This is a genomic window from Mucilaginibacter sp. KACC 22063, assembly GCF_028736115.1.
Lineage (GTDB): Bacteria > Bacteroidota > Bacteroidia > Sphingobacteriales > Sphingobacteriaceae > Mucilaginibacter.
In genome coordinates this window covers 584,332-598,816 of the sequence record NZ_CP117877.1, presented here as the reverse complement: position 1 = coordinate 598,816, position 14,485 = coordinate 584,332, and the positions used below count along the sequence as shown (strand labels likewise).

At 41.8% G+C, this 14,485-nt stretch carries 13 protein-coding genes; 4 read left to right on the top strand and 9 right to left on the bottom strand.

What is annotated here, in order from left to right:
• The first annotated feature begins 41 nt into the window (after window positions 1-41).
• From PQ461_RS02640 to PQ461_RS02630, 3 genes are all read left to right on the top strand, one after another.
• Window positions 42-497: a ferritin-like domain-containing protein gene (locus PQ461_RS02640; RefSeq protein WP_274208079.1), complete on the top strand. Its 456-nt coding sequence runs from the start codon at window positions 42-44 to the stop codon at window positions 495-497.
• A 169-nt stretch (window positions 498-666) separates the two neighbouring features.
• Entirely contained in the window at window positions 667-1,404 is a 738-nt protein-coding gene (locus PQ461_RS02635; protein WP_274208078.1) for an acyl-CoA desaturase, read from the top strand.
• Window positions 1,405-1,426: 22 nt separating this feature from the next.
• Complete coding sequence (locus PQ461_RS02630) at window positions 1,427-2,680, top strand: pyridoxal phosphate-dependent aminotransferase (protein ID WP_274208077.1); 1,254 nt, start codon at window positions 1,427-1,429, stop codon at window positions 2,678-2,680.
• A 53-nt stretch (window positions 2,681-2,733) separates the two neighbouring features.
• Here PQ461_RS02630 and PQ461_RS02625 read toward each other — a convergent pair whose 3' ends face one another.
• The 9 genes from PQ461_RS02625 to PQ461_RS02585 all read right to left on the bottom strand — a co-directional run bounded on the left by PQ461_RS02625 (window position 2,734) and on the right by PQ461_RS02585 (window position 12,447).
• Entirely contained in the window at window positions 2,734-3,732 is a 999-nt protein-coding gene (locus PQ461_RS02625) for a hypothetical protein (protein WP_274208076.1), read from the bottom strand.
• Between the two features lie 134 nt (window positions 3,733-3,866).
• Window positions 3,867-5,501, bottom strand: coding sequence for a chaperonin GroEL (gene groL / locus PQ461_RS02620; protein ID WP_274208075.1), 1,635 nt, complete (start codon window positions 5,499-5,501; stop codon window positions 3,867-3,869).
• 95 nt (window positions 5,502-5,596) lie between these two features.
• Window positions 5,597-5,884 carry a co-chaperone GroES gene (locus PQ461_RS02615; RefSeq protein WP_337993490.1) on the bottom strand — a complete coding sequence of 96 codons (288 nt, stop codon included), beginning with the start codon at window positions 5,882-5,884 and terminating at the stop codon, window positions 5,597-5,599.
• A 260-nt stretch (window positions 5,885-6,144) separates the two neighbouring features.
• Window positions 6,145-6,510 (bottom strand): preprotein translocase subunit SecG, encoded by a 366-nt coding sequence (gene secG / locus PQ461_RS02610; protein ID WP_274208074.1) that lies wholly within the window; start codon window positions 6,508-6,510, stop codon window positions 6,145-6,147.
• An 8-nt stretch (window positions 6,511-6,518) separates the two neighbouring features.
• Entirely contained in the window at window positions 6,519-8,702 is a 2,184-nt protein-coding gene (locus PQ461_RS02605; protein WP_274208073.1) for a ribonuclease E domain-containing protein, read from the bottom strand.
• A 21-nt stretch (window positions 8,703-8,723) separates the two neighbouring features.
• On the bottom strand, window positions 8,724-9,257 hold the full coding sequence (locus tag PQ461_RS02600; protein WP_274208072.1) for an LptE family protein: 534 nt from the start codon (window positions 9,255-9,257) through the stop codon (window positions 8,724-8,726).
• Between the two features lies 1 nt (window position 9,258).
• Complete coding sequence (locus PQ461_RS02595; RefSeq protein ID WP_274208071.1) at window positions 9,259-10,491, bottom strand: sigma-54 interaction domain-containing protein; 1,233 nt, start codon at window positions 10,489-10,491, stop codon at window positions 9,259-9,261.
• 48 nt (window positions 10,492-10,539) lie between these two features.
• A complete protein-coding gene (locus PQ461_RS02590) occupies window positions 10,540-10,890 on the bottom strand; it encodes a four helix bundle protein (RefSeq protein WP_274208070.1) in 351 nt (116 codons plus the stop codon).
• A 63-nt stretch (window positions 10,891-10,953) separates the two neighbouring features.
• Window positions 10,954-12,447, bottom strand: coding sequence for a MiaB/RimO family radical SAM methylthiotransferase (locus PQ461_RS02585; protein ID WP_274208069.1), 1,494 nt, complete (start codon window positions 12,445-12,447; stop codon window positions 10,954-10,956).
• 178 nt (window positions 12,448-12,625) lie between these two features.
• Between PQ461_RS02585 and PQ461_RS02580 the strand changes: the two genes are divergently transcribed.
• Window positions 12,626-14,461 carry a DUF748 domain-containing protein gene (locus PQ461_RS02580; RefSeq protein WP_274208068.1) on the top strand — a complete coding sequence of 612 codons (1,836 nt, stop codon included), beginning with the start codon at window positions 12,626-12,628 and terminating at the stop codon, window positions 14,459-14,461.
• Window positions 14,462-14,485: the final 24 nt, after the last annotated feature.

Genomic DNA, 14,485 nt, shown 5'->3' with positions numbered 1-14,485 from the left:
TAGGTATTGTAAAATCACACATGAATTTAAATATCTATCTTATGGAAACCTTAGAAAAAACAGTAGAAACATTAAACGATTTAATAGAGATCAATAACTCACGTACTGAGGGTTTTGAAAAAGCAATTGCTGACCTTGGAGAAGGCGATGCAGATTTAAAATCACTGTTTCAGGAATATGCACAACAAAGCCGTAAAAATACGCAGGAATTAACTGCAGCTATCGCAGCTACAGGCCATGATTACGAAAAAGGCGGCACAGCAAGCGGCGCAATTCACCGTGCATGGATTGATGTAAAAGCTTTATTTACCGGCAATGATCGTGCAGCTATATTATCAGAATGTGAGCGCGGCGAGGATGCTATTAAAAAAGCATACGAAACTGCCTTAACCGAAGGTGAACTTGCAGGTGAGGCTTCAACCATCGTATCAAGCCAGGCACAGGATATCCGTGCAGCACATGACCGTATCAAATTATTACGCGATAGCGCTAAATAATTATAATTAATCGATTATGGCAAAGCCGGTTACATAAGTGACCGGCTTTGTTTTTTATTAACTGTTTAATAATATAATATTGATTGTCAAACCTTACAACTCCGTAGCAGTACAAATTTTAAAACCGTACCTTTGCGCAATTATAAATTCAAAACCACGTTTTAATTAAGTGTATATTTTAATATTCTTTCTCGCCCATTGGTTCCTGTCGTTGTTCTTTCAAACATTCTTTTTGCACCGCTACGCGTCGCATAAAATGTTTACTACCAACAAGTTTTTTGAGCGGACGTTCCACGTCATGACCTTCATTTGCCAGGGATCATCATTTCTAAACCCGCGTGCCTATGCAATTATGCACCGTGAGCACCATGCCTACAGCGATACCGAAAAAGACCCGCATTCACCACACTTCTTTAAGGATGTGATACAGATGATGTGGCATACGGTACAAAGTTTCCGCGAGCACGAGCGTCGCTTAAAAGAGCCGGAAGCACGTTTCAAAGGCAATTATCCTGAATGGCACCTGCTTGATTATTACGGATCAACATTTGCATCGCGCATTATATGGGGCTTGCTTTATATTGCCTTTTATGTAGCCTTTGCTACACAATGGTGGATGTACCTGCTATTACCTATTCATTTTATGATGGGCCCTATCCACGGTGCAATTGTAAACTGGTGCGGTCATAAATACGGCTATGCTAACTTTGACAACAACGACAAATCAAAAAATACTACTCCGTTTGACTTTCTGATGCTTGGCGAATTATTTCAGAATAATCACCACAAGCACCCTAATAAAGCTAACTTTGCTACACGTTGGTTCGAGTTTGACCCTGTATACCCTGTGATGAAAGTGATGCACTGGGCACGCATTATTAAACTGCGCAAACCAACTTTAGCTTAGTACTTTAAATAACCAATACATCATGAGCACATCACTGCTTGCCCAAACCTTAAAGGGTTCTGAGATCATCAAGATCGGCAATGAGATTAACGAGTTAAAAAGACAAGGCCAAAAAATTGCCAATCTTACCATCGGCGATTTTGATGCAAACATTTATCCAATACCTGCCGAACTAAAGCAGGGCATTATTGATGCCTATAACGATAACCAGACCAACTATCCGCCGGCTGATGGTGTTGCCACTCTGCGTCAGGAAGTGTCTGCTTTTTTAGAAAAAAGTTTTGGGCTTGATTACCCGGCAAGTGATATTCTAATTGCCAGCGGATCCCGCCCATTGATATACTCTACTTTCTTAGCACTGATTGATAAAGGCGACAAAGTAGTGTACCCTGTACCGTCATGGAACAACAACCACTATTGTCATTTGCTTGGCGCCGAAGAAGTGCAGGTAGTAACCAAAGCAGAGCATAATTTTATGCCTACAGCTGATGATCTGCGCCCGCATTTAAAAGGCGCTACCTTGCTGGCACTATGCTCGCCGCTTAACCCTACCGGCACCATGTTCGATAAAAAGGACCTGGAAGAAATTTGCGACCTGGTAATTGCAGAAAATGAATCGCGCGGTGCAGGCGAGAAGCCATTGTACATTATGTACGATCAGATCTATTCTCAGCTTACATTTAATAAAGAGCATGTTAACCCGGTTAGCCTTCACCCTGAGCTGAAAGATTACACCATTTATATCGACGGTATTTCTAAATGCCTTGCCGCAACGGGCGTACGTGTAGGCTGGGGATTTGGACCATCAAAAATTATTGGCCAAATGCGTTCTATAGTTGGCCACATGGGCGCATGGGCACCAAAAGCAGAGCAAGTTGCCACTGCAGAATACATTAAAGATGAAGCGCCGCTTAATGAATACTTAGGCAATTTTAAAAACCGCATACAAAGCAGCTTAAATACGCTTTACCAGGGCTTTCAACAATTAAAGTCAGAAGGCTTTAACGTTGATGCCATTGAACCAATGGGTGCTATTTACTTAACTGTAAAAGTTGACTATGCCGGTAAAACTACGCCTACCGGTGAGGTTTTAAATTCGTCAGCTGATATCAACTTTTACCTTATCAAAGAAGCCAAGGTAGCCTTAGTGCCGTTTTCGGCTTTCGGTACGGATGATTCGTCAGTTTGGTTCAGGGCTTCTGTTGGCACCTGCACTCTGGAAGATATACAGGAAATGATACCACGTATCAGGCAAGCATTAAGCAACCTTAAATAAACAAAATAGCCGGCTAAATTTAGCCGGCTATTTTGTTATGTATCTCTCGCATCTCAGATACCCATTATCTGATAAACCTCTTTTACAAAACGGTCGATGTCGCTGCTTCGCCTTAAGGTTGCCACTGTAAGCATTTGCTGATATCCTTTTTTATCAGGCATATCAAAATACATTTTCACCTCGGTAGAGGTATATACAAAATTAACTGAACGGCGAAGTGTTTGTATACCCGTAAAAGCACTCATTGGATATTCTCGGTTCCAATAACTAACAGGCCCTGTCCTTGACACAGTCTGTGCTACCGGGTCAAAACTTATTTTAGTAAAGGCGGCGTATATAAACACAAATCCGAGCAAAATCATAACTGCTACAATAATTATCTGCGGGATAGTGCCATCATACGTATCCAGGCGCATAAAGTAAACTCCCCCGGCAAAACACAACAAGCTAAACAACAGCGCTCCTATTTTTCTATTCTTAACGTTATAGACACCTGCTTCTTCAGTAAAAAACTTGTAAGAGGTAATCCTTTCAGCAACATAATCGGCTGGTGTTGTGTATTGGCTCAGGTAACCATGTATAATCGGGACAACTTCTTCTACAAAAGCAATGGCATTAGGGTCGTTATTTTTTGTATAACCCGAAGACACGATGATCCCTTTTCCATATCTCGCATCTTTCTTGAACAAACGGTAATTGTAACTTCCTCCAGCAATATTTACCAGGTTTATGCCTTCCAGTTTTTCAAAAGGGATTATCCTGGTTGGTAAAAATCCAAATAACATTTTGCGCATCCTTCCCTTACTGCTATCAAACTCCAGGTAGGTATTGCCAAACAGCCAAAATAACACGACCATTAGTAATATGAGGAACACTAAAGGTAAAGAATTACCAATGGTGGCGCTTCTTTGATAATGGAAATAAAGAAATAATAGCCCTGAAGATAGAATGGCGATAATAATTGTAAATACATAGAACACACCATAAGGATAAACCGTAACACGGTCACTATCAATTTTCCAGCGTGTTTTTGAGTATTTCTGCGATGACATAAGTTTCAAGTTTAGTTCGGTTAACCAACAATTTAACTTAAATGCAGTTTGAAATACTGTAAAAAAGAACAGCCCAGGCATAAATGCCCAGGCTGTAACTATTCTCTGGTGAGATTTTATTTATTGCGGATGGATTACATCATGCCGCCCATGCCACCCATTGGAGGGGCACCAGCGCCTGCAGGAGCATCTTCCGGATCGTCAGCTAATACACACTCAGTTGTTAACAACATGGCTGCAATTGAAGCTGCATTTTCTAAAGCTACGCGTGATACTTTAGTAGGGTCGATAACACCAGCACCGATTAGGTTTTCATAGTTACCTGTACGTGCGTTGTAACCAAAATCAGCAGTACCTTCTTTAACTTTTTGTACTACGATAGAACCTTCGATACCTGCGTTTTCGCAGATCTGGCGAAGTGGCTCTTCGATAGCACGACGGATGATCTGGATACCAGTGTTTTCGTCTTCGTTCTCGCCTTTGATGCTTGATAAAGCTTCAACCGCACGGATGAAAGCAACACCACCACCAGCTACGATACCTTCTTCAACAGCGGCACGTGTAGCGTGTAAAGCGTCGTCAACACGGTCTTTTTTCTCTTTCATTTCAACTTCGGTAGCAGCACCTACATAAAGTACAGCCACACCACCTGCTAACTTAGCTAAACGCTCTTGAAGTTTTTCGCGGTCGTAATCGGAAGTTGTAGTTTCGATTTGCGCTTTGATCTGGTTAACACGAGCTTTAATCTCGTCGGCAGAACCAGCACCGTTGATCACGGTGGTATTGTCTTTATCAACAATTACTTTCTCAGCAGTACCTAAGTAAGAAAGGTCAGCGTTTTCTAACTTATAACCTCTTTCTTCAGAGATCACAGTACCACCTGTAAGGATAGCGATATCCTCTAACATTGCTTTACGACGATCGCCGAAACCTGGTGCTTTAACAGCAGCAACTTTCAGTGAACCACGGATTTTGTTAACTACTAATGTAGCTAATGCTTCACCGTCTAAATCTTCAGCAATAATTAATAATGGTTTGCCTGTTTGTACTTGTTTTTCAAGGATTGGAAGCAACTCTTTCATTGAAGAGATCTTTTTGTCATAGATCAGGATGTATGGGTTATCCAGATCAGCTTCCATTTTATCAGCATTGGTTACGAAGTATGGAGAAAGGTAACCACGGTCAAACTGCATACCTTCTACAGTTTTAACTTCAGTTTCAGTACCTTTTGCTTCTTCTACGGTAATTACACCGTCTTTACCAACTTTACCCATTGCATCAGCAATTAATGAACCGATAACTTCGTCGTTATTGGCAGAAATTGATGCAACTTGTTTGATCTTGTTGTTGTCTTCGCCTACAGTTTGAGATTGCTCCTGTAAGTTTTTAACAACCACGCTAACTGCTTTGTCAATACCGCGTTTTAAATCCATTGGATTTGCACCGGCAGCAACGTTTTTAATACCAGCAGTTACAATAGCCTGTGCCAATACAGTAGCAGTAGTAGTACCGTCACCTGCAATATCAGCAGTTTTTGATGCCACTTCTTTCACCATTTGTGCACCCATGTTTTCTAAAGCATCTTTTAATTCGATTTCTTTAGCAACAGTAACACCATCTTTAGTGATGGCTGGTGAACCAAATTTTTTATCGATAATTACGTTACGTCCTTTAGGACCTAAAGTTACCTTAACCGCATTTGCTAAGATATCAACGCCACGTTTCAGTGCGTCACGTGCTTCCACGTTGTATTTAACTTGTTTTGCCATTTTCTTTGTTGAATTTTGATTGAATGAATTTTGAATTAGTGAATGATTCTAAAAGTCATTGAATTAACTTCTGCCATTCCGTCCTTCTATCATTATTATAATACCGCGTAAATATCAGATTCGCGCATAATCAGGAACTCTTTACCTTCAAAGGTAATTTCAGTACCTGCATATTTGCCATATAAAACAGTATCACCAGCTTTTACAGTGGGCTTTTTACCATCGCCATCTTCTTCTGAAACTGATACTACTGTTCCTTTCTGCGGTTTCTCTTTTGCAGTGTCAGGAATAATGATACCTGATGCAGTTTTCTCCTCGGCTGCGGCAGCTTCAACAACAACTCTGTTGGCTGTACCGGCAATAGGTTTAATGTTTATTGACATAGCTCTATTAAAAATTTAGTTTTATGATTCCGGTAACAATGCAACAGCAATTATGCCAAGCCTTAGTTTTGTCACCTTCACTGTACAATTGGCAGTCAATTAATATTAACTTAACATTAACCGGCGTACAGGCAATGTAATTAAAATGTCATCGTGTCAGCCGATTGAAAAAATTACAGCGCAGCTTGGCATACCGGTTTATAGCCAAATAAAAAAGGCTTTCCCGAATGAGAAAGCCTTTTCAAATATGTTATACCTTTTTATTTCTTGGTGCTGTCTGTAGCTTTTGGCGTAAGCTGCATAGTTGGTGCAGGTGCTGCGCCTACAGGTGCGCTTGGTTTAGAAGCTTTATCAATTTGGTTTTGGTATTCGCTTGAAGCGCCGCCACCGCCTTTAACAGTTCCGCTTTTTACAACAACGTTGATAGCCAGTGATAATACCATTAAAGCAATTGCTAATACCCAGGTACCTTTTTCAAGGATGTCACCGGTTTTTTGTACGCCCATCAATTGTGACGACGATGAAAAGTTTGAAGATAAGCCACCGCCTTTAGGGTTTTGGATCAATACGATGAATCCTAACAGGATACATACAATGATGGCTAAGATCAATAGAATAAAATACATTTTATGATTTAGTTAATTTTGTTTTCTAACAATTCAATCTGACTTGCAAAGTAACTACTTTTTTCCGGAAATCTCACTATTAACTTTTTATATGTTGCTATGGCCTTATGAAATAGCATTTGGTCAATATATATCCGGGCTAAAGTTTCGGTTACCAGCTCGTCGCGGTCTTCTGCGCTGGTGCGGGCCTTGTTTTCATTATCCAGCTTATCACTGCTGGGCGGCTTAATCTGCGGCTCTTCTTTTATAAAACGGTTAATGATTTGCTCTTCTTTCTTTTTCGGCTCGGGCTGCTGCTGCGCGGATGAGCCGGCCTTAGCGAAATGGTTTACAGGCTGCACATAGGGCTGATAGATGCCGGCGTGTTCACGACGTGTTTTATCAAGCCACCACATAAAGCTGTAGGGCATATTATCGTCGTGGTACTTGGATACAATATGCGGTTCCTCCGGCTGAACAGGCTTAGGTTCGGCTTTTGGAGCGACAGGTTCTTCCTTTAACGAATTTCTGAACGCAAAATAATCAGACGTAACTATATTGGAAGCAATAAGATCGTCAAACTCTTCAACCGGAGAACTATGTACCGGTATATCATTCACAGTCGCAGCAGTATCAGGGTCTGGTATATGCGCTGCAAAAACAGGCTCTTCCTCTGGCTCCGGTACTATATATGGAATCTCCTCTTCAATAATCGCTTCATCGTTTTGCTGTTCCGATAACTGCTCCGCAGTTACAAAATGGATTTGTTCAGCATCTTCCTTTTGCACATCTGCCGGCACACCATTGCTTTCGGCCTGTACCGGCCTATGCGCTTCTGCTACATTAGCTTCGGGCTGTTTACCTACAGGTATAAATGCCGGAATAATAGTAGCCGCCGATTTAGCTGTTGATGGCACCGGATTGATAAAGAAATCATCAATACTTGTGATCTCGTCGTAAACCTCATCTTCTATTTCAGTTTCTGAGGCAGGCTTAACCGTTTGGTAGTCTATTGTTTCTACTTTTACCGGCTCTGGTTCAACAACATTATTTTGATGAACATCTTTTTCGTTTTCCGGCTGTTGCACCGGCTGTTCATACGCCGGTTTTATTTCTTCTGACTGCAGCTGTACTGGTATGGTATGCGCTGTTTGTGTTATAGGATAATCAAAGTCCGGATGCATTTCCTCACTGATATCTTCAGTTTCCACCGATTCAGGATATTGCAGCTGTTCTACCGGATTAGTATACTCCTCAACTTTTTCTTCAGCCGGCTCAACGTGCTGAACAGGCTCGCCTGCTAAAGGATCCGCAGGTTCATCGTATGATACAACAGGAGCAATAACCGGTTCCTGATGTGGCTTTTTCTCCTGTATCTCCTGCAGACGCTGATCTACTTCGTCATATTTAAGCGTTTGCCAGGTGTTTACGGTGTCAGCTTCAGGCAATGGCACTACGGGCTCTTGTGCTCGGGGCTGTTCTGTATATATAGGTTCGGGGACTTGAAAAACTTCCGGTTCGTGTTCTGTTTCAGCAACCGTATAATCCCGGTAACGGTCGTGGTAATTAACAGAAGGCTGTTCTGATTCTGCTGAAGTATTATCCGTAACCGCAGCCGCTTCTTCATTTACTACCAGAGGAGTTAGTTCAGTCGTTGGCGTGGCTATTGTCTCGTTCAGGGTAACTTCTGCCGGACTTTCGGCAGGCGCATCATCAATTACAGGTTCGGTATAATGCGTTGTGGCTATTTCCGGCTCGTTTAAATGAGCAGGCTCCGGGCTTTGCTGGTCTTCTAAATCATCATAGATCGACCATTCCGTTTCAGAGCCAAACTTGCGCTTGTTAATTTCTGCCCGTGCAAGGTCTTCAATTGTTGGTTCATAACCCGAAAACTCCTGGGTAAGCAAAGGATCAAGCGGTGGCGCCTGTTCAGATTGCAGCGTGTCCAAGTTAATGATTTGCTCAGGCTTTACTTCAGCAAGCGGCTCGCGTCCATTCACCAGTTTGAAAAGCGAAAGGCTGTTATAATAAACTGCTGCACTTTTAATAAAGGCCTCATTGCCTGAGCGGGCAATAAGCATATGCAGCAAACCGCTTTGCGGATTATAATTTACCAGGTTTTGCAGGTCGTATAAATGCAGGCGTTTTTCGGCCGGATTGGCTAAAACGCTCCATAATGCTTCCGCCTGACGGTCTTTTTCCTGCTGCTCCATGTGGTTGAAAGTACAAATTGCTTACCAATTATTAAAGGCACGATTAAAAATATCGTCTATCAGTTTACGGTTTATAATGGCTATCAGTGCTTGTTCTTTGTTGCCGATATCGCCATTAAAATCGGTATATTCACTAAACTGCTGGTCAAAGTCAATCTTTTTATCCTCTTTGTTCGAGGTGTTGGTGCTGAACTTTACACTAACAGTGATGGTTAAACGGCTGGCGCTTGCAATAGGCGGGGCACTGTTGGTGGTAGGCGCCTGTACAGATACGGGCGCAATGCTGTAACCGATAATATTACCGGTCATCATGGCATCAGCCTCGCCCCTTACAATGCTTAACCTGGTTTGCGAGCGGACGCGGTCTTTCAGGCTTTCTGTAAACTGCTGGCTAAGGTTAGCCACCACCATTGGCGCATTATTTTCAAAAAAACCGATATTTATCGTTTTTAAACTTAAGGGTATAGAGTTGGTATCAAGCCTGTAGCTGCATGATTGTGTAATGCAGACCAGCATGGCAACCGCTGCATAAATAAAGAGCTTTCGCTTTAGCATCTTATAAATTTAATTCTTTAATCTTTCTGTATAATGTACGCTCTGATATGCCCAGCTCGTTAGCAGCAAGCTTACGTTTGCCTTTATGCTTTTTTAAAGCTTTGCGTATCAGGTCAGATTCTTTTTCAATTAACGATAACGATTCTTCCACCTCCTCATCATGCGGTGTAATATTAAAAGGATCTTTTGTGTTGTTATTTACAGTAACGGGCTGCTGTATAGTTAATTGTGTCTCCTGATGGGGTATTTCAATATCGCGGTAAAGCTGGCTGATAGCCTGTGTGTTATTATACGTTGGTGATACGCCGCCATGCTCTATAATTTCTGCTACAAGCTTTTTAAGCTCTACCATATCCCGTTTCATATCGAAAAGCACCTTGTAAAGCAGATCGCGTTCTGAAAAATCTTCTTTGGGCTGATTGTCGAGGCGCATTGGTAAGTTTGATCTGCCAGATTCGGCCGGGATATAATTCAGCAGCATTTGAGCCGTAATGGTACGGTCGCGCTCCAGTACGGCTAACTGCTCGGCCATATTTTTAAGCTGGCGTACATTGCCCGGCCACGAGTAGTTTATGAGTACCTGCTGCGCGCCTTCATCCAACTGAATTGGCGGGGTGCGGTATTTATCTGTAAAATCAGAAGCAAACTTGCGAAACAACAGATAGATATCCTCTTTACGGTCGCGCAGAGGCGGTATACGTAACGGAACGGTATTTAAACGATAATATAAATCCTCGCGAAATTTACCTGCTTTTACGGCATCATACACATCAACGTTTGTTGCTGCAATAACGCGCACATTGGTTTTCTCTACCTTTGATGACCCTACCCTGATAAACTGGCCCGACTCCAGCACCCGCAACAGCCTTGCCTGTGTACCCAGCGGCATTTCCCCAATTTCATCTAAAAATATAGTACCACCGTTAACTGTTTCAAAGTAACCTTTACGCTCGCCTACTGCACCGGTATAAGCACCTTTTTCGTGTCCGAAAAGTTCAGAGTCTATCGTGCCTTCAGGAATAGCGCCACAGTTTACAGCAATAAAGGGCCCATGTTTGCGTGGACTTAACTGATGTATAATATGTGAAAAAGCCTCTTTACCACTACCGCTCTCACCGGTTATCAGCACCGAAATATCAGTCGGCGCAACCTGGCTGGCAATAGTAATGGCACGGTTAAGCAACGGTGAACTACCGATGATACCAAAGCGTTGTTTTATTTCTTGTACGTCCATTATGCAGATGCAGAATTAAGAAGCGAGAGACCAGAACAAGAGACAAGATTAAGATATAACAGCTTTATTAATTACGTGTTCCCGAAATGCAAAAATCATTTTTTGAACTTCATCAAATAATTGTAAGCAGTTATCTAATTTGTCACTGTGCCCGTAGCCCCTTCTTCTACAAATTAAAAGTTGTGTCTCTAACTCATATGATGAACTTAAAGACGTTGACAAAAACTCAGCATTATGAGTGTTTGTGCGTTTTCCAGATCCTTCGGCAATATTCGAAGCTATTGAAACCGAACAGCGATTAATCTGATCAATCAAATTAAATCTTTCGTCGGCTGGTAAGTCCTTGCAATAGCTATATGTTAAATCTGTAAGATACATCGCCTTTTGCCATACTTTCAAGTTCTTAAAATTATGCTTTATTAAAGGTCTTGTTTCTCGGCTCTTGTTTCTTGTATCTAAAAACTATTCAACAATTCTACCCAGTAGCGTTGCTGTTGTGCAACGGTCTGCCAATACATTTACATATTGGCCTGGTTTAAAGCGTTCGTCTACCGGAAAAATCACCATTGAATTTTCGTCGCTTCGGCCGCAGTAGTCGTTGGTCGATTTTTTTGAGTAGCCTTCAATCAACACTTTCTGTACGGTGCCTACTTTTTCCAATAATCGTAAATGCGCATGCTCACGTTGTTTAGCAATTACTTCGTTCAGGCGGCGCGCTTTTACGTCTTCCGGAATATCGTCGGCATAGCGTTTTGCAGCTAATGTACCCGGGCGTTCAGAATACATAAACATGTAAGCAAAATCATACTTCACATAATCCATCATGCTCAGGGTTTCGGCATGCTCTTCTTCGGTCTCGGTACAAAATCCGGTAATTATATCGGTAGATATAGCGCAACCCGGCAAAATATGCCTGATGGCATCGATCCTGTTCATATACCACTCGCGGGTATAAGTACGGTTCATGATGTCCAGTACCCGGGTATTACCTGATTGTACCGGCAGGTGAATATATTTACAAATGTTGTCGTACCTTTTCATGGTGTACAACACTTCGTCAGTAATATCTTTCGGATGCGAAGTAGAGAAACGTACGCGCAGATCAGGATGGATCTGTGCTACCATTTCGAGCAGATTGGCGAAGTTGACGACCCCTCCTAAATCCTCCCCGAGGGGGAGGACTTTTGATTGTCCTGGTTGTTCACCAAGCTCCTTCTCCTCCGGAGAGGGCTGGGGAGAGGTAGGTTTCCACTTATATGAATCAACATTCTGGCCTAATAAAGTTACTTCGCGGTAACCTGCATTAAACAGATCTGTACATTCTTTAACGATGGAGTGTGCGTCACGGCTACGCTCGCGACCACGGGTAAATGGCACCACGCAGAATGAACACATGTTATCGCAGCCACGCATAATGGATACAAAGGCGTTGATGCCATTTGTATTTAACCGTACGGGATTAATATCTGCATAAGTTTCCTCGCGCGATAGCAATACGTTAACCGAACGTTGGCCGCCATCGGCCTGTTCAATCAGGTTAGGTAAATCACGGTAAGCATCTGGACCTACCACAATATCTACCAGTTTTTCTTCTTCTAAAAATTTCGCTTTAAGGCGCTCGGCCATGCAGCCCAGTACACCTACTACCATGCCGGGGTTGCGTTGCTTGGCAACCTTAAACTCTTTCAGCCGGTTACGAACGCGCACTTCTGCGTTCTCACGGATAGAGCAGGTATTAATAAAAATTGCATCAGCAATTGTAAAATCGTTAGTGGTTTCGAAACCCTTATCTAATAAAATAGACGCAACAATCTCGCTGTCAGAGAAATTCATGGCGCAGCCATAACTCTCAATATATAGCTTACGTCCGCTTTTATCAGCCTTGGTTTCCAGCATTAAAGCCTCGCCCTGCCTGCTCTCATCATGCGCTTTATCCGGAACAACAAAATCCATCATTGTATAAAATAAAATGTTTGCAAAAATAAATAAAATATTCTGAACAAATGACAGTTTGTCAGCTTTTAACAAAATGGTTGTTTATTATAACAACTACAGTTTGCATCATAAACTTTTACTATTTTAAGCCTGTTAATTAATATATGTATCAAAAATCAATTCAATAACCGATTTACTGATGGCAGTAAATTTTTTAAAAAGCCGCTGGCAAAAAATAATTGCTGCTGTATTGCTTGGTTTAATTGGGCTGATCTTGATAGCAGCCTTTATTGCCAACAGGTACTGGCAGCCCATTTTATCAGAAAAAATTAAAAAATCTGTTTTAAAAGGCAGCAAAGGACTATACCATATTGATTATGATGATGTGCATCTCCACATTTTGCAGGGGCGGGTGGTGTTTTATAATGTAAAATTGATCCCTGATACAAACGTTTACAAGCAGCTGCGTGCTAATCACCTGGCACCCGATAATATTTATGAAATCCATGCTAAAAAGTTACTGCTAAAGCATGTGCACCCTTTCCAGCTATATTTTAAGCACCAACTTAACATAGGCGACTTAGTGTTAAGTGCACCGGATCTGCGGATAGCACATAACATGGACCCAAAGAAAGATACCACCAATAAAAAGCACCAAACGCTTTATCAGCAAATTTCAAAGTCGCTTAAAATGCTAAGGTTTGGCAGTGTGATGTTCAATGATGTATCGCTGAGGTATGAGAACTATAAAAATGGGAAAATAGCCGTATCTAAATTTAAAGAGCTAAACCTTACTGCAACAGATCTGCTCATTGATTCGGCAACGCAATTTGATAAAAGCCGTTTTCTTTTTTGCCGGGATGTTACCGCCGAGCTTTATAATTACAGCGGCTATCCGCTTAACGGTGTATATAGCTATAAAGTTAAGGAGATAAAGTTTTCAACGTTCACCTCGAAATTAAATATAAACGGAATAACCTTAACACCAACTGCTGCACCTTTTGATTTTTTCAGGAAGGCAAAAAAAGACCGCTTTACCATCAGGCTTGATTCTGTGCAGATCAACAATTTTGATTATAACATCTACAGCAAGTCAAACACGTTCAGGGCATCCAGCATTGATTTAAGTAACGGAAACTTTATCGTATTCAGCAATCCGCTTTTCGATCCCAAAAAGCTGACTACCGACAAGCGGCAGAGTTTCCCGAATGCAGCTATTTATCTGATACCGTCAAAATTTAAGGTAGATACCATAAAGATCAAAAACATCAATGTAGAGTACCAGGAATACAACAAGAAAACCAAACGAATCGGGCATGTTGATTTTACTAATACACATGGTCGGTTTTACAATATCAGCAATGATTCGACAGCACTGCTGAAGAATAATACAGCCAGGGTAAAGCTGAACACTACCTTTATGAAAGAGGCACCGCTTGAGGTAAATTTCAGCTTTAACCTTACTGATAAAACTCGTCCGTTCAGTTTTAATGGCACCATGGGTGCGATGGATTTGTCGGATATTAACCCGGCAAGTGTTCCCCTTGCATCGGTAGCGGTAAAATCGGGTTATTTAAACCGCCTCGACTTTAGTTTTGACGGCAGCCTTAAAGGCACAAAGGGCAAGGTAAATATGCTTTATAACAAGCTTGTTGTGCAGGTGCTTAAAGCTGATACCGTAAAAGACAAAATGAAACGCAACCTTTTGGCAACTTTGTATGCCAATGCAATCATGATCAGCCATAATAACCCGGATAATCCCGGCGATGCCCCACGCATTGGCTATGTGAATTTTAAACGCCCTTTTTATTTCCCGTTCTTTAAAACAGTTTGGAACTCATTATTTAACGGGCTAAAGCCTTGTGCCGGGTTGGATGCCAAAAAACAGGAGCAAACCAAAGTAAAAATGGCCGAGCACGAACGCAATAAGGTAGAGAAACAAAAGAAAAAAACCGAACGTAAGCGTAAGCGCCTTTTGAAAAAATTATCGAAGGAGCGAAAAAAGCGGTTAGAACAGTTAAGAGCCGCCGCCTGAAACAATAAATTTAACTTGCTGTTA